The following is a 22,351-nucleotide window of genomic DNA, read 5'->3' as shown; positions in this document are numbered from 1 at the left end:
GCATGGCGACCGGCAAGGAAAAGGGTTCCGTCACCGTCGACGACGTGGCGGCCGAGGCGGGCGTGTCCATCAAGACCGTCTCGCGCGTTTTGAACAACGAACCCAACACCAGCGAGAAGACCCGCGCCAAGGTCATGGCGGCGATCGCGCTGCTGAAGTACCAGCCCAATCCCTCGGCCCGGCGCCTGGCCAGCAAGCGCTCGGACCTGATCATGCTGGTCTACGACAATCCCAGCGACAACTACCTGATCAACGTCCAGCAAGGCGCGCTCGATGCCTGCAAGCGTTATTTCTACAGCCTGCTGCTGCATCCCTGCGACTACCGCGCGCCCGACCTGGCCGCGCAGATCGAACAGTCCGCGCGCCAGCACGCCTGCGCCGGCCTGGTGCTGACGCCACCGCTGTCTGACGTGCGCGCCTTGATCGACGCGCTCGACCAGGGCGACGTGCCGTTCGTGCGGCTGGCGCCCAGTTCGCCCAGCGCCAGGGGGCTGGAGGTCAGCACCGATGACCGCTCGGCGGCGCGCGACATGACGCGGTATCTGCTGGACCTGGGCCACCGCCGCATCGGCTTCGTGGCCGGGCACCCCGACCACGGCGCCGTCGGCGGCCGCCTGCAGGGGTATCGCGACGCGCTGGCCGAACAGGGTGTGGCGTACGACGCGGCCCTGGTGGAGCAGGGGCTGCATTCCTTCGATTCCGGCGTGCGCTGCGGCGAACGCCTGCTCGATCGCGCCGACCGTCCCAGCGCGATCTTCGCGGCCAACGACGACATGGCGGCCGGCGTGCTGTACGCGGCGCACGCGCGCGGCATCAAGGTGCCCGGGGAGCTGTCGGTGGCGGGCTACGACGATACCCCTTTGTCGCGCCAGACCTGGCCCAAGCTGACCACGTTGCGCCAGCCGATCCGCGACATGGCCTACGCGGCGGTGGAACAACTGGCATCGCGCGAGCCGCAGGCGCGGGTGCGGACGCTGGGATACGAGATCGTGGTGCGCGACTCGACCCGCGCGCCGGCCTGAAGCCCCCGGCCGCTATCCCAGATGGCGGCGCACGTCGTCGCGCGGGTCGTAGCCGATGCTGGCGCGGCCTTCCGCCACATCCCAGGCGCTGCCCTGGTTGGCCGACACGCCGTTGACCGTGACGCTGGCGTCGGGCCAGCCGGCCGCGTCCGCCGTCAGGGCGGCGATCAGCAGGCGCTCGAAATCCCCATTGGACAGCCACATGTCGTGGAACCACGCCAGCGCGCGGCGCGCCGGTTCGTCGCGCGCGTCCGGTTCGGGCGCCCGCGGATGCGCCACGCCGGAATAGCTCATGTCGCGCGGGTCGTTGTCGCCCGGCAGGATCCAGCCGATGCGCGCGATCACGGTGGATAGCCGACCCTGCGTGACCGCGGCGTAGGCGCGGCACAGGCGTTCGCCCATGACTTTCGACGTGCCATAGGCCAGCGAATGCACCTCGCGCTCGCCGTCGAACCAGCGCGTGCCGGGGGCCGGCTCCGTCCTGGACGTGAGCTTGCCCGGCCCGATGGTCGCGGCCAGCGGCAGGTCCTTGTAGCCGCCCATGGCGTGGTTGGACGAGGCGAACACCAGCCGGCGCGCGCCATGCGTGGCGGCGGCGGTCAGCACGTTCAACGTCATGTTGTACGACCCCAGGGCTTCTTCCCAGCTGGCGTCGGGCGTCGAGTGCCGCGCCGCCAGGTGCAGCACGGCGTCCACGCCGGCGAAATGATCGGTCCAGGCGGGGGCGGGGCGCTCCAGGTCGGCGGCCACCAGCGTCAGGCGCTCGCGCACTTCAGGGCTGAAGACGGTGTCGTCCGCCTGCAGGTCGATGCCGATCAGGTGCTCGCACCAGGGCTGGCGCGCCAGGATGGCGAGCGCCTTGCGGCCGAGCTGGCCGGTGGCGCCGGTGACGACGATGCGGGCGGGGGGCAGGGGAGATGTCACGGTGGAGGCTTCCGGTTCAAGGCAAGGGACAAAGGCAGGCGGGCGAGGCCAGGGGATAGGGCTGGCCCTGCGCGTGGGCCAGGCCCGTGGCCGGGTCGATGCGCCACGCGCGGATGAAGTGGTCGTCCTGGGACGCGACCAGCAGGAACGCGCCGTCGGGCGTGAGCGCGATGTCGCGCGGCGCGCGGCCGCCGACGTCGATGAGGCCCACCGGTTCGAGCCAGGGCGCCGCGCGCCGCAGGCGGTAGACGGCGACGCTGTCGTGGCCGCGATTGGCGGCATAGAGCAGTTCGCCATCGGGATGCAGGCGGATGGCGGAGGCGGCGCTGGCGCCCCGCCAGTTGCGCGGCAGCGTGCTGGCGCGGGCGCGCTCGCCCGCCGGTTCGTTCAGCGCGTATACGGCCACGGTATTCGAAAGCTCTTCCACCACCGCCGCCAGCGCGCCATCGGCCGTGAGGGCCAGGTGGCGAGGCCCGGCGCCGGGGCGGGCGCGCAGTTCCTGCTCCGGCATGGGGGCCAGGCCATCGGGCCGCACCCGATGGCAGGCGATGGTGTCGGTGCCCAGGTCGCACAGGTAGACGCGCGCGCCGTCGTCGGTGGCGGCCGCGTAGTGCAGGTGGGGGCCCTCCTGGCGGTCCGCGCGCGGGCCGGCGCCGCGGCGCGCGATCACCTGCGGCGTCCCTTGCGGCATGCCGCCAGCATCCAGCGCAAAGCACAGCAGCTCGCCCGAGCCGTAGTTCGACACGTACAGCTGCCGCGCCGGCAGGTTGACGCTGACATGGCAGGGGGCGGCGCCGGGCAGCGTGATGCGGCCGAGGGGGCGCAGCGCGGCGCCGCCGGCCTCGATGGCGTAGACCTCCAGGGCGGCGTCCCGTTCCCGTTCGCTGACGCCGTAGAGCCGTCCGGCCGCCGCGCACAGGTAGGAAGGGTTGACCGGGCCGGTCAGCACCTGCCGTTCATGGAACGAGGCCGTCGCGCCGTCGAAGGCCAGCAGGTGGATGCCGCGGCCGCGTCCCTGCACGTGCGGCAGGATCTCGGTGTAGGTGCCGACGGCGAGCATGCAGCTGCCGGGCGCGCTGGAGAGGGTCGGGTCATGCACGTTCGGACCTCGTTGCCACGTCGATCCACACCGCCAGCACCAGCACGGCGCCCTTGACGATCATCTGCCAGGAGGTATCCACGTTCATCTGCTGCATGCCGTTGTCCAGGCTGGCCATGACCAGCGCGCCGATCAGCGCGCCGTACACGGTGCCGGAGCCGCCGCGCATGGAGGTGCCGCCGATGAAGCAGGCCGCGATGGCATCGAGCTCGCCGCCCACGCCGGCCGACGGCGAGCCCGCGGCCGAGCGCGCGGTGGTGACGATGCCGGCGAAGGCGCACATCAACCCCATCAGCATGAATACCATCAGCTTGACGCGCTGGACGTTGACGCCGGACAGGCGGCTGGCCTCGACGTTGCCGCCGACCGCGTAGACGTGGCGGCCGAACACGGTCTGCGTGGCGATCCACGAGAACACGCCCAGCAGCGCCAGCAGGATCAGCACCGGCAGCGGCACGCCATGGGCCTGGTTCAGCACCAGCACGAAGCCGGCGGCCGCGGCGGCGATGGCGCCGATCTTCAGGCCGTCGATCCAGCGCGGCGCCACCTCCAGTCCCAGCCGGCGATGGCGCCGGCGCCGCGCCAGCGTCAGGACGCAGGCCAGGGCGACGATCAGCGCGGCGATGACCCAGGAGAGCGTGGGCGGCACGAAGGCCTGGGCGATGGCGCCGAGGTCGTCGGGCACCGGCGCGATGGTGACACTGTCGGTGCTCAATTGCAGCAGGCCGCGATAGGCCAGCATGCCGCCCAGGCCGACGATGAAGGACGGCACCCGCAGCCGCGTGGTGAGGCAGCCGTTGACCAGCCCGAGCCCGGCGCCGGCGGCCAGCACCACGGCCACCGACAGCCAGGTGTTCCAGCCGAGGTTGACGGTCAGGATGGCGACCAGGCCGCCCAGCAGGCCGAGCAGCGAGCCTACCGACAGGTCGATCTCGCCGGCGATGATGACCAGCACCATGCCGCAGGCCAGCATGCCGGTCACCGACATCTGCAGCAGCAGGTTGGAAATGCTGTTGGGGCGCAGGAAGCTGCCGTGGGTCTGGTGCCAGAAGAACAGCCAGATCAGGCCCAGGGCCAGCAGCATGGCCAGCAGCTTGTGGCGCGCGAACAGCTGCCGCAGCGGCGGATGGCCGCCGCGCGGCCGGGGTTCGGAGGATGAGGAAGCGAGCATCTGGGTCATGGCGTTCAGGCGGCTTGCCGCAGCGGTTCGGATTGGAGGGCGGCGGCCAGCACGCGTTCCTGGGTCAGGCCCTGGATGGGGAAATCGCCCGTGACGCGGCCGGCATTCATGACCAGCACGCGATCGCTCATGCCGAGGATCTCGGGCAGTTCCGACGACACCATGATGATGGCCACGCCGCGATCGGCCAGGTCGAAGATCATCTTGTAGATGTCGTACTTGGCGCCGATGTCCACGCCGCGCGTCGGTTCGTCCAGGATCAGCACCTTGGGGTTCTTCAACGCCATCTTGGCCAGCACCACTTTCTGCTGGTTGCCGCCGGAAAGGCTGGCCACAGGCAGGCCCGGGCTGGCGGTCTTGATGCGCAGGCGGGCGATTTCGCGCTCGACGGTCGCCAGCTCGGCGTCGCCGTCGACCCGCGCGGCCCGGGCGTGGTCGGCCAGGCTGGCCAGCGTGATGTTCTCGGCCACGCTCATCAGCGGCACGATGCCGTGGCGCTTGCGATCCTCGGGCACCAGGCACAGGCCGTGCGCGATCGCGTCGGCGGGGCAGGCGATGCGCACCGGCTGGCCCGCCACCCGTACCTGGGCGGTGCTGCGGCCGGCATAGGCGCCGTAGATCGCCGACACGAATTCGGTGCGGCCCGCGCCCACCAGTCCGGCGATGCCGAGGATCTCGCCGGCGCGCACCTGCAGGGCAGCGCCGTCGACGCGCTTGCGCCGCGGGTTGGTGACGTCCCAGCAGGTCACGTCGCGCGCTTCCAGCATGACCGCGCCCGGCTGGCGCTCGGTGCGCGGAAAGCGCGATTCGAGCGCGCGGCCGACCATCAGGCCGATGATGCCGTCCTCGTCCAGCGTGTCGGCCGCGCGGGTGGCGATGTGCTGGCCATCGCGGATCACCGTGATGGTGTCGCAGACGCGCTTGACCTCGTCGAGCTTGTGCGAGATGTAGATGCAGGCCACGCCGGCGCGCTTGAGGTCGTCGATGATGGCCAGCAGCACCGCGATTTCCTTGGCGCTGAGCGAGGATGTCGGCTCGTCGAAGATCAGCAGCCGGGCCTCTTTGGCCAGCGCCTTGGCGATCTCGAACAGCTGCTGGTGGCCGTTGCCGTAGTTCATGACGGGGGCGGCGACGTTGACGTCGGTGAGCTTCAGGCGCGCCAGCAGTTCGGCGGCGCGCCGGTGCATGGCGGGGTAGTCCATGCGGCCGCCGGGCAGCCGCAGTTCGTTGCCCAGGAAGATGTTCTCGGTGACGCTCAGCTGCTGCACCAGCATCAGCTCCTGGTGCAGGATGACGATGCCCGCGCGTTCGCTGTCGCGGATCGAGCGCGAACGCAGTTCGCTGCCTTGCCACAGGATCCGCCCGCCGTAGCTGCCGTGGGGATAGACCCCGGACAGCACTTTCATCAGGGTCGACTTGCCGGCGCCGTTCTCGCCGCACAGGCCCAGGCATTCGCCGGGCCGCACCCCCAGGCTGACGCCCGAGAGCGCGCGCACGCCCGAGAATTCCTTGACGATGTCGCGCATTTCAAACAGCGGTTGCTGCTGGTCCATGGTGCGCCTCCCGGCTACTTGCCCGCGATCTGGTCGGCCGTATAGAAGCCGTCCTTGACCAGGATGTCCAGATTGTCGCGCGTCACCAGCGTGGGCGTGATCAGCAGGGAATCGACCTCGCCCTTGCCGTTGTCGAGCTTGGCGTTGAAGGCGGGCGTCTTGCCCTGCACCAGATCGACCGCCATGCGCGCGGCCGCCTCCGCGATGGCCTTGATCGGCTTGTACACCGTCATGGTCTGCGTGCCGGCGGCGACGCGGCGCACGCCGGCCAGGTCGGCGTCCTGGCCCGAGACCGCCACCTTGCCCGCCAGCTTCTGGCTTGCCAGGGCCTGGATTGCGCCGCCGGCGGTGCCGTCGTTGGAGGCGACGATGGCCTGGATGTCGTTGTCGTTCGCGTTCAGCGCGTTCTCGATGATGCTCTGCGCCTTGGACGGGTCCCATTCGGGCGTCCATTGCTCGCCCACGATGGTGATGTCGCCCTTGGCGACGAGCGGCTTGAGCACGTTCATCTGGCCTTCGCGGAACATGCGCGAGTTGTTGTCGGTGGCGGCGCCGCCAAGCAGGTAGTAGCGGCCCTTGGGCACCGCATCGACCATGCCCTTGGCCTGCATTTCGCCAACCTTGACGTTGTCGAAAGACACGTAGCCGTCCAGCGGCGCGCCCAGGATCAGGCGGTCGTAGGCGATGACTTTGATGCCGTTGCGGTGTGCCTTGGCGATGGCGCTGCCCAGCACCTTGGAATTGAACGGCACGATCACCAGCGCGTCCACGCCTTCGGCGATCAGGTTCTCGACCTGGGCGATCTGGCGCGATTCGCTGGCGTTGGCCGATTGCACGTTGACCTTGGCGCCCAGCGCGGTGGCGGCCTCGACGAAATAGTTGCGGTCGCGGGTCCACCGCTCGACCCGCAGGTCGTCGATGGAAAAGCCGATCACCGGAGCCTCTTTGCTGGCATGGGCGGCGTGGGCGGCGAACAGCGTGGCGGGCAACGCCAGCGCGCAGGCCAGCAGGCGGCGCAGGATTGGGGTCATGTCAGTCTCCTTGTGGCGCGATGCGCTCAGAATGTGATGCCGGTCTTCAGGCCTACGATGAAGGCGTCGTGGTTGGCGCTGGTGCCCCCAGGATGCCTGATGTACTGCAGATTGGGTCGCAGGTAAATGGAGGGGATCGGTGACCAGCTGTAATAGGCCTCGGCCACGTATTCATAGCCGTCGCCGACCTTGGTGCTGGTGCCCAGCCGCTGGTCCTGCTGGCGCACGTAGTCGGCGTAGCGGCCGTTGTTGTGGGTGGCGCCGACCGCCACGCCGATGACGTCGCGGGCCTGACCGAACGGCCCCTTGTATTGCAGCCCGAGCGCGATCTGGTGGTCCTGCGCCGCCGTGTCGCGGTCGGCCTGGGAGAAGTTCAGGAACACCGAGGCGCCACGGCCGCCGGCGGTGCCGCTGACCTGTTGCTCGAAGTTGATGTAGATGCCGTACTGGCCGTTGCGCTCGCGCGGCGCCAGGCCGGTTTCGCCGCGCGGGGCGTGGTTGACGTCCTGGTACAGGTCGGCGCCGTTGGAGGTGTTGTACCAGGCGCCGAACTTGTACGAGCCCGGCAGGCCGTTCCAGGCCGGCAGCCAGCCGAATTCCAGTGGAATCAGGGCGCCGGTGGTGCCATTGGGGTTGTTCAGTGACAGGCCGTGGCGGCGCGCGTAGCCGTCGTCGACATAGTTGGGGTTGACCTGGTAGACGCCGGCCTGCACGTAGGTCTGCTCGGACGTGCTGACTTTCAGGCGGGTGGCCCATTGGCTGGTGGGCCAGTTGACCCAGTAGCTGCCGACCAGGTTGCCGGGCTGTGCGCCGCAGAAGGTCAGATTCTGGAAGTCGCACGAGAAGCTGGCGAAATCCTCGCCCACGGTGAGGCGGCCGATCTTCCATTGCACCCGATTGTCCAGGAACGATTGGTTGAGCCAGAACTGCGTCATGTGCCAGGTCTGGCCGCGGCCATAGACCTCCTGGATCAGCATGTTGTTGCCGATGCCGGCGTCGGCGCCCAGGTTGCGGCCGTTGCGGTCGGTGATGGTCATCTGGAAGGTGCCGCCGTGCCAGCCGAGCAGCTTGTCCAGGTCCATGGTGGCGCCGAACACCCATTGGTCGGTGTAGCGGGTCAGCTTGTCCTGGCCGCCGCTGAAATTGTGCGCGGCCTCGCCGGTGTAGCCCAGGTTCAGGGTGACGCCGCGTTCGGCCAGGCTGGTGCGCAGGCCGCCCCAGTCGCCGAACAGGTAGGGCGTGGTCTGCAGATCGTAGGCCCGGGCGCTGGTGCCGGCGCTCAGCAGGCCTGCCAGGAGCAGCGTGGGCAGAAAGCGGTGTAGCGGGAATCGGTGAGGCCGGTAGCGGCGAGCCCGGAGGTGCGCGCCGGTGCCTGCCGCTGCCGGGAAGCAGGGAGGTGTTGCCATGACTCTGTCTCCTGTCGCCGCCCGTGCGCGAGGCCGTTGCGGCTTGTTTTTGGTGGTCCGGCAGGGGGCCGGCGAAGCTAGTGTCTGCAAAAATGACAGCGCTGTCAATTGCGATGAGGGTTAGGGATTGCCCGGGGTGAAACAGGGGCGCGCAGCGGTTTTTGGGAGTCAGGAGAGGGGCGGTCCGGCGCGGCCGCATGGGGCCGCCCGGGTGTGGGGGCGGCGGGATTGGCCCGCCGCCGCGCCGGCCGTCAGTCGAGCTTGACGCCGGCTTCCTTGATCACGGCGCCCCAGCGCTGGATCTCGCTCTGGATGTAGGCGCCGTATTCCTGCGGAGTGGAACCCAGGGCCTGGGCGCCCTGGACCTTGAGCTGCTTTTGCATTTCGTCCGATTGCAGCGCGCGGCGGATCTCGGCGTTCAGCTTCTGCACCACCGGCTGCGGCGTGCCCGCGGGCACCACCACGCCTTGCCAGGCGCCCATCTCGAAGCCCGGCGCCACGGTTTCGGCGACCGTGGGCACGCCGGGCAATTGCGTGCTGCGTTCGCGGCTGGTGACCGCCAGCGCGCGCAGCTTGCCTTCGCGGATGAAGCCCAGCGAATCGTTGAGGGTGTTGGTCATCAGTTGCACCTGGCCGCCGACCAGGTCGGTCATGGCAGGCGCGCTGCCGCGATAGGGCACGTGCACCGCGTCGACCTGCAGCGAGCGCAGCAGCAGCAGGGCGCCCAGGTGCGTGACGTTGCCGGCGCCCGCCGAACCGTACGACAGCTTGCCGGGATGCTGGCGCGCGTATTCGACGAAGCCGCGCGCGTCCTGAACCGGCACCGAGGGATGCACCAGCAGCACCAGCGGGATCACCGCGGTGGAAGACACCGGCGCGAAGTCCTTGACCGGATCGAATGCCAGCGAGCGGTAGAGATTGGGACTGAGCGCGATCGACGAGGTGTTGTAGAGCACCGTGTAGCCGTCAGGCTTGGCCGCGGCCGCGTACTGCATGCCGATGTTGCCGTTGGCGCCGCCCTTGTTTTCCACCACCACGGTCTGGCCCAATTGGTCCGTCAGTTGCTTGGCCAGCACCCGCGCCACCAGGTCGGTGGGACCGCCGGGCGGGAACGGCACCACCATCGTGATGGGGCGTTCGGGCCAGGCGGCCCGGGCAGGGCCGGCGCCGGTGGCGCCGCCCAGCGCCAGCACGGCCAGGCTGGCCGCGAGCAATGCTTTTTTCATGGTTGTCTCCTTGCTTTGGTGGGTGGGGCCGCGGCCTCATGGCGGCGGCGTCCTCTGCGCGGGACGCCTGTCCGCCGCGCGCCGCGTCAGTCCGGCCGGCCGGCCAGCATGCGCGTCGCGGTGTAGGCCATCACGGGCTTGCCGTGCTGGTTGAAAACGTCGATGGTGGACGTGACCACCGCGCGGTTGTGCTGCGAGGTCGGGCGCACCCCGGTGACTTCGATGTCGGCCCAGATGGTGTCGCCGGCCACCACCGGCGCCAGCATCTTCTTGTGCACTTCCAGCAGCGCCAGCCCGGTGCCCTGCACCATGCCCTGCATGATCAGGCCTTCGATCAGGCCATAGGTCAGCGCGCCCGGGGCGGGACGGCCCTGGATCGCGCCATGCGCGTAGGTGGCGTCGATGAAGATCGTCTCCAGCATGCCGGTGGCGCTGATGAAGTTGACGATGTCGGTCTCGGTGACCGTGCGGCGGAAGGTGCGAAAGCGCTGGCCGACGGCGAGGTCCTGCCAGTAATAGCCCTGGCCGAGCTGGGCGGGGGCGGTGCGGTCCTGGTTCATGCGGAGTCCTTGGAAGAGACGGGAAGGGCGCCGGCCTGCCGGGCGGCGTCGGTTTGCAGCAAGGCGTCGATGGCGGCGGGGGCCAGGCCGGCCTGCGCCAGCACCTCGCGGGTGTGTTCCCCCAGGCGCGGCGGCATCGTGGGCGGCACCTGCGAGCGCTGCAGCCGCACCGGGTTGCGCGCAAAGCGATAGTGGTGGCCGGCGGCGCTTTGCAGCGGCTGGAAGAAATCCACGCTGCGCAGGTGCGGATCGGTCTCCAGGTCCTGCAGGCGGTTGACGCGGGCGGCCGGGATTTCCAGCCTTTCGCACAGCGCCAGCCAGTAGGCGGTGTCGCGCGCGGCGACGATGCCCGCCTGCAGTTCGTAGAGCGTTTCGATGTGGCGCGTGCGCGCGGCGATGTCGGCAAAGCGCGGATCGGCCGCCAGGTCGGGACGGCCGGCCGCCTCGAAGAAGCTGCGCCAATGGGCATCGGTGTACGGCATCAGGCAGACATGGCCGTCGGCGGTGCGGCAGGGGCGCCGCCACGGCGTCAGCACCCGGGGGTAGCCGGCTTCGCCGGGCGTGTCCGCAAGGTGCCGGCCGTAGTAGTGCTCGACCAGCACGTACGAGGCCATGCTCTCGTACATCGGCACTTCCAGTTGCTGGCCCTGGCCGGTGCGTTCGCGCTGGAACAGCGCGGCCAGGATGGCGTGCGCGGCCACCAGTCCGCAGGTCTTGTCGGCCGCCACCGTCGGCAGGTAGCGCGGCGTGCCGGTCTGGCGATCGGCCAGGTCGGCAAAGCCCGACAGGCCCTGGATGATGTCGTCGTAGGCCGGCCGGCCGTCGTAGGCGCCGCCCTCGCCAAAGCCATACAGGCCGGCGTACACCAGCCGCGGATTGCGCGCGCACAGCGTGGCGGGGTCCAGGCCCAGCGCCGCCATCTTGGCCGGCCGCATGCTGTGCATGAGCACGTCGGCGCCGTCCACCAGCGCCAGCAGCGCCTGGCGCGCCGCGGGCCGCTTCAGGTCCAGCACCACGCTGCGCTTGTTGCGGTTCAGGCCCAGGAAGATGGCGGCCAGCCCGGGCTCCTGCGCCGGGCCGGTGTTGCGGGTGGAGTCGCCGGCGGGCGCCTCGATCTTGACGACGTCGGCGCCGTAGTCGGCCAGGATCTGCGAGGCGTAGGGGCCGAACACCACGGAAGTCAGGTCCAGCACGCGCACGCCGCCCAAGGCGGCGGTTTGGGGGAGGGAAGCGGAGGTCATGGCGGGAATCCTATCGGCGTGGTCCATACCCGTCTAATATGGCTTCGGTATTGCTTGATATGGAATCCGTTATGGCTATCGATCTACGGCAGTTGCGCCAGTTCGTCACCATCGCCGAGCTGGGCAGCTATCGCCGCGCCGCCGACACACTGCATATCGCGCAGCCCGCGTTGTCCGTGTCGATCCAGAAACTGGAGCACGCGGTTGGCGTGCCGCTGCTGGCGCGCGGCGCCCGGGGCGTGACGCTGACGCCGGCCGGCGAGGCGCTGATGGCTGATGCGCGGCGCGCGTTGTTCCACACCGAGCAGGCGCGCCAGGCCGCGCGTCGGGTGGCGTTGGGCGAATGGGGCACGCTGCGGCTGGGTTTCGTCGGCTCGGCCACGTACACGCTGCTGCCGCGCTGCCTGCCGGCTTTCCGCGCGCAATACCCGGACGTGCAGCTGGAGCTGCGCGAGGACAGCACCGTCGGGCTGGCGGCGATGCTGCGCGCCAACGATATCGACGCCGGCCTGGTGCGCGGGCCGCTGGCGGAGGATCCGGCCCTGGAGTCCTGGGTGGTCGAGCGCGACGACCTGATCCTGGCGGTGCCCGCCGCGCACCCGCTGGCCGGTGCCGCACCGGTCCAACTGGACCGCGCCCGCGGCGAGAGTTTCGTGATGTATTCGCCGGCCAAGGTGCCGGGCCTGCACGGCGTGGCGCAGGCCTTGTGCCGCAAGGCGGGTTTTTCGCCGCGCATCAGCCAGGAAGCGATCCAGGTGCAGACGCTGGTCAGCCTGGTGGCCAGCGGCATGGGGCTGGCGCTGGTGCCAGGCGTGACGCGCGCCTATTCGACGCCGCTGGTGGCATTCGTGCCGCTGGCCGATGCCGATGCGCGCGACGCCTTGTCGCTGTCGCTGGTGACGCACCGCGACACATCCTGCGCCTCGGTGCTGCGCCTGCGCGACAGCATGCTGGCGCAGATGGGCTGAGCGGGGCCGCGTCAGGCGGCTTCGCGGTCGAACAGCGCGGTGCGCAGGTAAGACACCGCATCGCCGCCGGCGGCCAACGCGTGCGCGCCGATGCGCGCGTGCCAGTGCGATTCCGAACCGGCTGCCAGCCGCCATTCGCGCAGCCGGCGCGTGTACAGCTGCAGATCGTATTCCTCGGTGACGCCGATGGCGCCATGGACCGCATGGGCGATGTCGGCCACGCGCGCGACCGCCAGGCTGGCGCGCGCCTTGCCGAGCGCGGCCAGCAAGGGTTGCGGCAGGCCGTCGCGGCCCTGGAACGCCAGTTGCGCCGCCATGCGCGCGGCCCAGACCTGCTCGGCCATGACGCTGATCTGCTGCTGCACCGCCTGGAAGCGGCCGATGGGCTTGCCGAACTGCTGGCGCTGGTTGGCGTAGTCCAGCGTCATGGCCAGCACCCGGTCCATGGCGCCGGCGATCAGGCCGGCGCAGGCGGCGGCGGCCAATTCGTCCAGGCCGGGCAGGGCGGGAGCCGCGTCGATGCGCTCGCCATCGTCGAGCGACCAGCGCGCCGGCGCGTCCAAGCTGCCGTGCACGCCGCTGGGTTCGATCGTGGCGGCCCGCGCCGGCAGCAGCCAGATCTGTTCACCGATGCGCGCCAGCACGGCATCGGCGCTGCGGATCCAGGGCACATTGGCGCCCGTGGCCTGGCCCCCGGATGCCAGCCAGCCGTGCGGCGCCAGCGCGATCGAGCCGGTGGCGGGCGCATGCCCGGCCCGGGCCAGCCACGCGCGCGCCAGCAGCGTGTCGGCGAAGGGGTAGGGGCACAGGTGACGGCCGGCGGCGGTGGCCAGCGGCAGCGTGTCGGCCAATGCCAGGCCGGCCCCGCCGCGGGATTCCGGCACCAGCGCATCGGCGAAACCGGCGGCTTCGCAGGCCTGCCAGGCTTGCGCGGGCGCCTGGCCCTGTTCGGCCTGGCGGATCATGGCCGGTGTGCAGGTCTGCGCGAACAGGCGCTCGGCGGCATCGCCAAAAATCGAGTCCATGCTGGGTTCCTATCGAAGGCCGAGGCCGCGCGCGATGATGCCGCGCAAAATTTCACGGGTGCCGCCGCGCAGCGAGAAAGTGGGGGCGACCTGTTCCAGGTAGGCCAGCGTGCGCAGCAGCGGCAGGGGGGGCGGCCGTTCGGGCCGGCGGCCCAGCGCATCGGCGATCAGGCGCGGGATGTCCTGCTCCAGTTCAGTGCCAAGGTCCTTCACCAGGGCCGCCTCGATGGCCGGGCTCTGGCCCGCGGCCAGTTTGCCCGCCACCGCCAATGACAGGGCGCGCAACACGGCCATCTGCGACAGGATGGCGCCCAGCAGGGCGTGGTCGGCGGCGTCGAGCCCGGCGTCGTCGCGGCCATGCGCCAGCCAGCATTGCAGCAGCGCGATGCTGGAGTACAGGCGTTCCGGCCCGCTGCGCTCGAACGCCAGTTCGGCGTTGACCTGGGCCCAGCCCGCGCCCTCCTGGCCGATGAGCGCGTCCGGCGCCAGTTCGACGTTGTCGAAGAACACTTCGGAAAAATGCGCGTCGCCCGCCAGATCCTTGATCGGCCGGATCGACACGCCCGGCAGCGACAGGTCGACGATGAGTTGCGACAGGCCCTGGTGGCGGTCCTGCGGCGTGCCCGAGGTACGGGCCAGCGCGATCATGTAGTGCGAGCGGTGCGCGTTGGTGGTCCAGACCTTGCTGCCGTTCAGGCGCCAGCCGCCCGCCACGGGTTCGGCGCGGGTGCGGATGCTGGCCAGGTCGGAACCCGAGCCGGGTTCGCTCATGCCGATGCAGAAGAAGGCCTCGGCGCGGCAGATGCGCGGCAGGTAGAAGGCCTTCTGCGCCGGCGTGCCGAGCTTGAGGATCAGCGGCGCGCTCTGGCGGTCGGCGATCCAGTGCGCCGACACCGGGGCGCCCGCGCCCAGCAATTCCTCGGACAGCACGAAGCGCGCGAAATGGCCGCGTTCGGCGCCGCCGTATTCGCGCGGCAGCGTCAGCCCGAGCCAGCCGCGTTCGGCCAGCTGGCGGCTGAAGCCCGCGTCATAGCCCATCCAGGAGCGGGCGCGTTCGTCGGGCTCCAGCCCATCGAGGGCCTCGGCGAGAAAATCGCGCACCTCGGCGCGCAGCGCTTCGTCCTGCGGGGGAATGGCGGTCAGTTCCAGCGTTTCGATCATGGGCGGGTCCGGTCTGGCGGGCGCCGGGGGCGGCGCGCTGCCGGCCACTATCGGCGAGCCGCGCGCGGGCTGTCCAATAGTAAATTCTTGCCTGGCGATAAGGATCGGATATCGGACCGGGACCGCGCGGCGGCGCGAGTATGATGAAGGGATCACCAGGAGGAAACCCATCATGAAGGAAGTCATCGTCGCATCCGCCGTCCGTACCGCTATCGGCGATTTCGGCGGCGCGCTCAAGGACGTGCCGCCCTGCGACCTGGGCACGGCCGTCATCAAGGCCGCGCTGGAACGCGCCGGCGTCAAGGGTGACGAAGTCGGCCACGTCGCCGTCGGCCACGTCATCAACACCGAGCCGCGCGACATGTACCTGTCGCGCGTGGCTGCCATGAACGCCGGCATCGCCAAGGAAACCCCGGCCTTCAACGTCAACCGCCTGTGCGGCTCCGGCCTGCAGGCCATCGTGTCGGCGGCGCAGACCATTCTGCTGGGCGATGCCGACATCGCCATCGGCGCGGGCGCCGAGAGCATGAGCCGCGCGCCCTACATCGCGCCGGCGCAGCGCTGGGGCGCGCGCATGGGCGACAGCGTCATGCAGGACATGATGACCGGCGCCCTGTCCGATCCGTTCGGCCGCATGCACATGGGCGTGACCGCCGAGAACGTCGCCGCCCAGTTCGGCATCAGCCGCCAGGACCAGGACGCGCTGGCGGCCGAGTCGCACCGCCGCGCCGCCAACGCCATCGAGGCCGGCCATTTCCGCGACCAGATCGTGCCGATCGTGCAGAAGACGCGCAAGGGCGAAGTGGTGTTCGACACCGACGAGCACGTGCGCCGCGACGTCACGGCCGAGAGCCTGGCCGCGCTCAAGCCGGTGTTCCAGAAAGAAAACGGCACCGTCACGGCCGGCAACGCCTCGGGCCTGAACGACGGCGCCGGCGCGCTGGTGCTGATGAACGCGTCGGTGGCGGCCAAGCGCGGCATCAAGCCGCTGGCGCGCCTGGTGGCCTACGCGCACGCCGGGGTCGATCCGACCATCATGGGCATCGGCCCGGTGCCGGCCACGCAGGCCGCGCTCGAGCGCGCCGGCCTGACCGTGGACCAACTGGACGTGATCGAGGCCAACGAGGCCTTCGCCGCCCAGGCCTGCGCCGTGACGCGCGAACTGAAGCTGGATCCGGCCAAGGTCAACCCCAACGGCAGCGGCATCGGCCTGGGCCATCCGATCGGCGCCACCGGCGCCATCATCACCGTCAAGGCGCTGCATGAACTGCAGCGCGTGCAGGGCCGCTACGCGCTGGTGACCATGTGCATCGGCGGCGGCCAGGGCATCGCCGCGATCTTCGAGCGCATCTGAGCGACGCTTCATCGATGCGCCATTGACGGCGCATTCCCGTGCGCAGGGGCGGGCCGCAACGGTCCGCCCGCGCCGGACTCACCACGCTTGTCGGTCCGCTTTCCGGTCGCATGGCGCCCATGGCGCGGACAGCGACGGGCGCCGGGCCTACAATCGCGCCCATGTACAAATCCAAATTCCCCTCCGAACTGGACCAGCCGACCCTGTCGGAAGTGGATGGCGTGCGCTATCTGCACTTCAACACTGAATGGGTCCAGGGCGCGATGCACATCAAGAATCCAGCGGACCTGGTGCTGGAATACACCAGCCAGATGATGGCCTGGCTGCTGTTCCTGGAGCCGCCCAGGGACGAAGCCATCGGCATGTTCGGCCTGGGCGCGGGCTCGCTGGCGCGCTTTTGCGCCAGGCACACGCGCGCGCCGCTGCTGGCGGTGGAATGGAATCCGCGCGTCACCGCCGCCTGCCACATGTTCTTTCGCCTGCCCGGCGAGAACCGCCTGCGGGTCGAGCACGCCGACGCCGCCGAATGGGCCGCCGACCCGCTCAACGCCGGCCGCTGCCCGGTGCTGATGGTCGACCTGTACGATGCGTCGGCCCAGGGGCCGGTGCGCGACAGCGTCAAGTTCTACCGCGATTGCCGCCGCGTGCTGGGCGAAGTCGGGGTGCTGGCGGTGAACCTGTTCGGCCGCCACGAGAGTTTCGGCAAGAACATCGACAACCTGTCCAAGGCCTTCGATGACCGCGTGGTGCTGCTGCCCGAGATCGATGCGGGCAACCAGATCGTGCTGGCGTTTTCCGGCCCGCGCCTGGCGGTCACGCCAGCCGAACTGCTGGCGCGGGCCGAGGCGGTCGAGTCCCGGTACGGCTTGCCGGCGCGCCGCTGGGCGCGTTCACTGACCCGCCACGCGGTGGACGGCATTCTGCATTTTTAGGGGCGGGTTAGGGCAAGTCCTTACAACATCGGACTGGTCCGTTTCCACAGACCGGAGATATGATGGGCTTATTCATAATTATGAATTACGGCGCTGTCAGGCCGTCTGCCCATGACCTCACCCATCGTCCGGCAAGCCCTGTACCTGGAAGTCGCGGATCGCCTGCGCGGCATGATCCATGCGCGCGCGCTGCGCAACGGCGAATGGATCGATGAACTGCGGCTGGCCGGCGAACTGGGTATCTCGCGCACGCCGCTGCGCGAGGCGCTCAAGGTGCTGGCCACCGAGGGCCTGGTGCGGCTGGAGCCGCGCCGCGGCTGCTTCGTCAATGAGCTGTCGGCGCAGGACCTGGAAGACATCTTCCCCCTGATGGCGATGCTGGAAGGCCGCTGCGCCCACGAGGCCGCGTGCAAGGCGTCCGACGCGCAACTGGCCGCGCTGGCGCCGCTGCACGAAGCGCTGGCGGGCCATGCCACCGCCGGCCGCATCGACGCCTACTATCAGACCAATTACCTGATCCACGAAGCGGTGCAGGCGCTGGCCGGCAACCAATGGCTGGTCGACATGGTCGGCAACCTGCGCAAGGTGCTGAGCCTGTCGCGCCACCGCAGCCTGGCCTGGCCCGGCCGCATCCAGGAATCCTGCGCCGAGCACCTGGCCATCTTCGAGGCCCTCAAGGCCCGCGACCCCGAACGCGCCGAGGCATTGGCGCGCCATCACCTGATGCGCCAGCTCGAGGTGCTGCGCGCGTTGGCCGCCGAGGACGACGCGCCGCCGCTTTCCGATCTTCCCGTAGCCGAGGAACCCGCCCATGAACGCATCCGCCAATCTCGCGCCCGCGCGCGGCGCACGCACGCCTGACGCCGAACCGGCCGACACGGCCGCCACGGAGGCCGGCGACAGCCTGATCACGCGCCTGGGGCGCCTGTGGGAACGCGGCCGCCTGCCCAGCGAATCCGAGGTGCGGCGGCTGTTCGAGGCGCGCCTGACCGACGTGGCCGCCAACAAGCTGGCGCGGCGCTGGTGCGAACTCTACGGCGCCGCCGACGGCAAGGACCGGCGCCTGATGCTGGCCGCGCTGGCGCAGGTGCGCGGCACTTTCGCCGCCGATGCCGGCGAGGGCGCGCGCCTGTTCAAGCGTTTCAACGCGCTGCCGCTGGGCCTGCGCTTCCTGGTCGAGCTGCGCGCCGACATGCTGCGCTGGCGCAAGCAGGTGGCCGGCATCCAGGCGCTGGACAAGGATCTCGAAGGCCTGCTGTCGGCCTGGTTCGACGTCGGCCTGCTGGAACTGCGGCCGCTGACCTGGGATTCGCCGGCCTCGCTGCTGGAAAAACTGATCATCTACGAGGCCGTGCACGAGATCCAGTCGTGGGACGACCTGCGCCACCGCGTGGCGCCGGACCGCCGCTGCTATGCCTACTTCCATCCGCAATTGCCGGACGTGCCGCTGATCTTCGTCGAGGTGGCCTTTGCCGGCAGCATGGCCGACAACGTGCAGGCGCTGCTGGACAGCGCCGCGCCGCGGCAGGACCTGGACAAGGCGCGCTGGGCGATCTTCTATTCCATTTCCAATACTCAGCCGGGCCTGAAGGGCATCAGCTTCGGCAACTTCCTGCTCAAGCGCGTGGTCGAGCAATTGCTGGAAGAACTGCCCAAGCTCAAGTCGTTCGCCACGCTGTCGCCGATCCCGGGGTTCGCCGATTGGCTCGGCAAGCTGGACGCCGACGCGGTCGAGGCCATCGTGCGCGAGGACAAGTCGCGCGCCAAGGCGCGCCAGCGCGCCGGCGTGCCGGACGGCCAGCGTTGGGTGGCGCGGCTGGCGCGCGCGGCGCTGGCCAGGAAGGCGCCCGACGTCGTCAAGCGCGCCGGCTTGCGCCTGGCCGCGCACTATCTGCAGGCCATGAAGAGCGGCCTGCCGCTGGACGCGGTGGCGCGTTTTCACCTGGGCAACGGCGCGCGCATCGAGCGCCTGAACTGGGCGGCGGACACCTCGGCCAAGGGGCTCAAGCAGTCCTGCGGCCTGATGGTCAATTACCTGTACGACCTGGATGAACTGGACGGCAACCTGGCGCGACTGCACGAAGGCAAGCCGCAGGTCAGCCGCAGTGTGGGGCGCGCGGCCTGACCGGCGGCGCGCCGCGATCCATAAAAAAGCACATCATCAGCGAGGGGACATGACGGACAACACGGCAGGCCGCGTGCTGTTGCAGCGCGACGGGCGACTGGCCCGCGTGACGCTATCGCATCCGGGGCGCCTGAATGCGATCACCGTGGGCATGTGGCGCGAACTGCGCGACGTGTTCACGCGCATCGCCGCGGACGACGACGTGCGTTGCGTGATCGTGCGCGGCGAGGGCGGCAATTTCGCGGCCGGCGCGGACATCCGCGAATTCCCGGCCGAACGCGCCGACGCCGCCGGGGTGCAGCGCTACCACCGCGAGGTGCTGGCGCCGGCCTTGCAGGCCGTGGCGCAGTGCCCGCATCCGGTGGTGGCGCAGATCGAAGGCGTATGCGTCGGCGGCGGGCTGGAGATCGCCTGCCAGTGCGATCTGCGCATCGCCGGCGAATCGGCGCGTTTCGGCGTGCCGATCAACCGCCTCGGTTTTCCCATGGCGCCCGATGAAATGCGCGGCTTGCTCGCGTTGGCGGGCCGCGCGGCCACGCTGGCCATCCTGCTCGAAGGCCGCGTGTTCGGCGCCGCCGAGGCGCGCGACCTGGGCCTGTTGACGCGCATCGTGGCCGACGCCGACGTGGCCGCGCAGGCCCTGCGCAGCGCCGAGCGCATCTGCCAGGGCGCGCCGCTGGCCGCGCGCATCAACAAGCGCCTGTCCGCCCGACTGGCGCAGGGCGGCGCCTTGACCGAAGCCGAATACCAGGATTATTTCTCCTACGCCGACAGCCGGGACCACAAGGAGGGCGTGCGCGCTTTCCTGGCCGGCGTAGACCCCCACTTTTCCGGAGACTGAAAACGGTGAGCAACGCCAATCTATACGCTGTGCTGGAGGGCGGCTTCCCCGCCGATCGCAAACAGGTCGCGCTCGAGACGCCCGAGCTGGCCTACACCTGGGACGACATCGACCGCGCCACGGCCTGCCTGGCCAACCTGCTGGATTCGCTCGAGCTGCCCCAGGGCGCGCGGGTCGCGGTGCAGGTCGAGAAATCGCCCGAGGCGCTGCTGCTGTACCTGGCCACGCTGCGCGCCGGCCTGGTGTACCTGCCGCTTAACACCGCCTATCGCGAAGCCGAGATCGAATACTTCCTGGGCAACGCCGAGCCGGCCGTGGTGGTCTGCGCCAGCAAGAACCGCGACTGGGTCCAGCGCGCCGCCGACAAGGCCGGCTGCGCCCATGTCTACACGCTCGACGAAGACCGCACCGGCACGCTGCTGGAGGCCGCCGGCGGCCTGTCGCAGACCTTCAAGACCGTCAAGCGCAAGCCGGACGACCTGGCCGCGATTCTCTACACGTCCGGCACCACCGGCCGCAGCAAGGGCGCGATGCTGTCGCACGGCAACCTGGCGTCCAACGCGCAGGTGCTGCACAAGTACTGGGGCTGGCGCTCGGACGACGTGCTGCTGCACATGCTGCCGATCTTCCACGTGCACGGCCTGTTCGTGGCCTCGCACGGCGCGCTGCTGGCCGGCGCGAAGATGATCTGGCTGCCCAAGCTGGACGCCGACCAGGCGCTGCGCTACCTGCCGCAAAGCACAGTGATGATGGGCGTGCCGACCTACTACGTGCGGCTGCTCGCCGACAAGCGCTTTAACCGCGAGGTCTGCGCCAACATGCGCCTGTTCATCTCGGGGTCGGCGCCGTTGCTGTCCGAGACCTTCAACGATTTCCGCGACCGCAGCGGCCACGCCATCCTGGAACGCTATGGCATGAGCGAGACCGTCATGCTGACCTCCAATCCCTACGACGCGGCCGACGGCGAGCGCCTGGCCGGCACCGTGGGCCGCGCCCTGCCGGGCGTGCAGGTGCGCGTGGTGGACGACGCCGGCATCGCGCTGGCGCCGGGCGAGATCGGCAACGTGCAGGTGCGCGGGCCCAACGTGTTCTCGGGCTACTGGCGCATGCCGGAAAAGACCCGCGAGGAATTCACCCAGGATGGCTGGTTCAAGACCGGCGACGTGGGCCGCTGGGGCGGTGAATCCGCCGGCCGCGACGTGCCCGCCGACTACCTGTCGATCGTCGGCCGCAGCAAGGACCTGATCATCTCCGGCGGCTTCAACGTCTATCCGAAAGAGATCGAGACGCTGATCGACGATATGCCGGGCGTGGCCGAATCGGCCGTGATCGGCGTGCCGCACGCCGACTTCGGCGAAGCCGTGGTGGCGGTGGTGGTGCCGAAGGACGGCGTGTCGCTGGATGCCGCCGCGATGCAGGCCGAGCTGAAGGCGCGCATCGCCAACTTCAAGGTGCCCAAGCGCGTGCACATCGTCGAGCAACTGCCCCGCAACACCATGGGCAAGGTGCAGAAGAACGTGCTGCGCGAAACCTATCAGGCGCTGTAGCGCCGTCATCCCGGGCCGGCCCAGCGGGGCCGGCCATTTTTTTCCCAAGGAGCCCGATCCCTTCCAGAACGATTCCCGAACCAGGCAGCATCCCAACCCAAGAACACAAGAGACGAGACGCGGGAAACGCGCCGTCCCACGCTGCAGCAAGAGGAGACAGTATGAAATACCGCACTTTCGCCGCGACCCTGCTGGCCACGCTGGCCGCCGGTTTCGCCGGCAGCGCCGGCGCCGCGTCCTGGCCGGAACGGCCCATCACGCTCATCGTGCCTTTCCCGGCCGGGGGCGGCACCGACACCTTCGCCCGTCCGCTGGCCCAGCAATTGACCACCCAGCTGGGGCAGTCGGTGGTGATCGACAACAAGGGGGGCGCGGGCGGCACCGTGGGCGCCGGCGTGGCCGCCAAGGCCCGGCCCGACGGCTACACCTTCTTCATGGGCGGGGCGCACCATGCGCTGGCGCCGTCGCTGTACAAGAGCCTGAACTACAACATCCAGAAGGACTTCGTGCCGGTGGCGCTGGTGGCGCAACCGCCGCAGGTGATCGTCATCAATCCCGCCAAGCTGCCGGTCAAGACGGTGCAGGAATTCGTCGACTACGCCAAGAAGCATCCCGGCGAAATCAACTTCGGCACGGCCGGCAAGGGCAGCACCCATCACCTGGCCGGCGAGCTGTTCGCGATGCAGACCGGCATCAAGCTGGTCGATGTGCCCTACCAGGGGGCGGGGCCGATGCTGTCGGCGCTGATCGGCGGGCAGGTGGACCTGGCATTCGACGGCCTGGGATCGTCCGCCGGTCACATCCGGTCGGGCACCATCAAGCCACTGGCGGTGGCCGCCGACAAGCGTTCGCCGTCGCTGCCCGACGTGCCGACCGCGGCCGAGGCCGGCGTGCCGAACTACGTGGTGTCGACCTGGTACGCGATCTGGGCGCCGGCGGGCACGCCGCAGGAGGCCGTCGACCGCATGACGGCGGAAATCACCAAGGCCTTGAACACGCCCAAGATCAAGGAAACCTGGGAGGGCAACGGCTCGGCCGTGCCGACCCTGACCGGCCCGGCCTTCGGCAAGTTCGTCGACAGCGAAGTGTCGCGCTGGGCCAAGGTGGTGTCGGATTCGGGCGTCAAGCTGGATTGACGCCCGCGGGGCTGCCGCGC

At 69.9% G+C, this 22,351-nt stretch carries 20 protein-coding genes; 9 read left to right on the top strand and 11 right to left on the bottom strand.

What is annotated here, in order from left to right; all coding sequences use genetic code 11:
* Positions 1-2 precede the first annotated feature (2 nt).
* The gene (locus tag DK459_RS26640; RefSeq protein ID WP_006385632.1) at positions 3-1,022 is read left to right on the top strand and encodes a LacI family DNA-binding transcriptional regulator; all 1,020 of its coding nucleotides are present in this window, start codon (positions 3-5) and stop codon (positions 1,020-1,022) included.
* Positions 1,023-1,034: 12 nt separating this feature from the next.
* On the opposite strand, the gene DK459_RS26635 is transcribed toward DK459_RS26640, so the two are convergent.
* The 9 genes from DK459_RS26635 to DK459_RS26595 all read right to left on the bottom strand — a co-directional run bounded on the left by DK459_RS26635 (position 1,035) and on the right by DK459_RS26595 (position 11,242).
* A complete protein-coding gene (locus DK459_RS26635; RefSeq protein WP_006385631.1) occupies positions 1,035-1,946 on the bottom strand; it encodes an NAD(P)-dependent oxidoreductase in 912 nt (303 codons plus the stop codon).
* Positions 1,947-1,962: 16 nt separating this feature from the next.
* A complete protein-coding gene (locus DK459_RS26630; protein ID WP_110135172.1) occupies positions 1,963-3,045 on the bottom strand; it encodes a lactonase family protein in 1,083 nt (360 codons plus the stop codon).
* Positions 3,038-4,225 carry a sugar ABC transporter permease gene (locus DK459_RS26625; RefSeq protein WP_053514783.1) on the bottom strand — a complete coding sequence of 396 codons (1,188 nt, stop codon included), beginning with the start codon at positions 4,223-4,225 and terminating at the stop codon, positions 3,038-3,040. The genes DK459_RS26630 and DK459_RS26625 overlap by 8 nt, the downstream gene beginning before the upstream one ends.
* A gap of 5 nt (positions 4,226-4,230) precedes the next feature.
* Positions 4,231-5,778, bottom strand: coding sequence for a xylose ABC transporter ATP-binding protein (locus DK459_RS26620; RefSeq protein ID WP_070541121.1), 1,548 nt, complete (start codon positions 5,776-5,778; stop codon positions 4,231-4,233).
* Between the two features lie 14 nt (positions 5,779-5,792).
* Complete coding sequence (gene xylF, locus DK459_RS26615) at positions 5,793-6,809, bottom strand: D-xylose ABC transporter substrate-binding protein (protein ID WP_020929056.1); 1,017 nt, start codon at positions 6,807-6,809, stop codon at positions 5,793-5,795.
* Positions 6,810-6,835: 26 nt separating this feature from the next.
* Entirely contained in the window at positions 6,836-8,215 is a 1,380-nt protein-coding gene (locus tag DK459_RS26610; RefSeq protein ID WP_070541120.1) for a carbohydrate porin, read from the bottom strand.
* Positions 8,216-8,466: 251 nt separating this feature from the next.
* A complete protein-coding gene (locus DK459_RS26605; RefSeq protein WP_070541119.1) occupies positions 8,467-9,441 on the bottom strand; it encodes a tripartite tricarboxylate transporter substrate binding protein in 975 nt (324 codons plus the stop codon).
* 86 nt (positions 9,442-9,527) lie between these two features.
* Entirely contained in the window at positions 9,528-10,001 is a 474-nt protein-coding gene (locus DK459_RS26600) for a MaoC family dehydratase (protein WP_024069995.1), read from the bottom strand.
* Entirely contained in the window at positions 9,998-11,242 is a 1,245-nt protein-coding gene (locus DK459_RS26595; RefSeq protein ID WP_054483387.1) for a CaiB/BaiF CoA-transferase family protein, read from the bottom strand. Before DK459_RS26595 ends, DK459_RS26600 begins: the two co-directional genes overlap by 4 nt.
* A 71-nt stretch (positions 11,243-11,313) precedes the next feature.
* Here DK459_RS26595 and DK459_RS26590 point away from each other — a divergent pair, with 71 nt between their 5' ends.
* On the top strand, positions 11,314-12,210 hold the full coding sequence (locus DK459_RS26590) for a LysR family transcriptional regulator (protein WP_223203224.1): 897 nt from the start codon (positions 11,314-11,316) through the stop codon (positions 12,208-12,210).
* A gap of 11 nt (positions 12,211-12,221) precedes the next feature.
* Here DK459_RS26590 and DK459_RS26585 read toward each other — a convergent pair whose 3' ends face one another.
* Together DK459_RS26585 and DK459_RS26580 are read right to left on the bottom strand one after the other, a co-directional pair.
* Entirely contained in the window at positions 12,222-13,235 is a 1,014-nt protein-coding gene (locus DK459_RS26585) for an acyl-CoA dehydrogenase family protein (protein ID WP_024069993.1), read from the bottom strand.
* 9 nt (positions 13,236-13,244) lie between these two features.
* Positions 13,245-14,396, bottom strand: a complete 1,152-nt coding sequence (locus DK459_RS26580; RefSeq protein ID WP_026384201.1) for an acyl-CoA dehydrogenase family protein — start codon at positions 14,394-14,396, stop codon at positions 13,245-13,247.
* A gap of 172 nt (positions 14,397-14,568) precedes the next feature.
* Here DK459_RS26580 and bktB point away from each other — a divergent pair, with 172 nt between their 5' ends.
* From bktB to DK459_RS26545, 7 genes are all read left to right on the top strand, one after another.
* A complete protein-coding gene (gene bktB / locus DK459_RS26575) occupies positions 14,569-15,750 on the top strand; it encodes a beta-ketothiolase BktB (protein WP_070541118.1) in 1,182 nt (393 codons plus the stop codon).
* Between the two features lie 161 nt (positions 15,751-15,911).
* On the top strand, positions 15,912-16,682 hold the full coding sequence (locus DK459_RS26570) for a spermidine synthase-like protein (RefSeq protein WP_024069990.1): 771 nt from the start codon (positions 15,912-15,914) through the stop codon (positions 16,680-16,682).
* Positions 16,683-16,793: 111 nt separating this feature from the next.
* Positions 16,794-17,543, top strand: coding sequence for a GntR family transcriptional regulator (locus DK459_RS26565; RefSeq protein ID WP_024069989.1), 750 nt, complete (start codon positions 16,794-16,796; stop codon positions 17,541-17,543).
* On the top strand, positions 17,494-18,807 hold the full coding sequence (locus tag DK459_RS26560; RefSeq protein WP_024069988.1) for a malonyl-CoA decarboxylase domain-containing protein: 1,314 nt from the start codon (positions 17,494-17,496) through the stop codon (positions 18,805-18,807). The genes DK459_RS26565 and DK459_RS26560 overlap by 50 nt, the downstream gene beginning before the upstream one ends.
* A 49-nt stretch (positions 18,808-18,856) precedes the next feature.
* Positions 18,857-19,648, top strand: coding sequence for an enoyl-CoA hydratase/isomerase family protein (locus DK459_RS26555; RefSeq protein ID WP_024069987.1), 792 nt, complete (start codon positions 18,857-18,859; stop codon positions 19,646-19,648).
* 5 nt (positions 19,649-19,653) lie between these two features.
* A complete protein-coding gene (locus DK459_RS26550) occupies positions 19,654-21,195 on the top strand; it encodes a malonyl-CoA synthase (protein ID WP_024069986.1) in 1,542 nt (513 codons plus the stop codon).
* A gap of 161 nt (positions 21,196-21,356) precedes the next feature.
* Positions 21,357-22,331, top strand: coding sequence for a tripartite tricarboxylate transporter substrate binding protein (locus DK459_RS26545; protein ID WP_006384486.1), 975 nt, complete (start codon positions 21,357-21,359; stop codon positions 22,329-22,331).
* The last annotated feature ends 20 nt before the right edge of the window (positions 22,332-22,351 follow it).

Origin of the sequence: Achromobacter sp. RW408 (assembly GCF_003184165.1) — a bacterium.
Lineage (GTDB): Bacteria > Pseudomonadota > Gammaproteobacteria > Burkholderiales > Burkholderiaceae_B > Achromobacter > Achromobacter xylosoxidans.
Note: the sequence above shows the minus strand (reverse complement) of the source record. Positions and strands in the feature narration are given on the sequence as shown.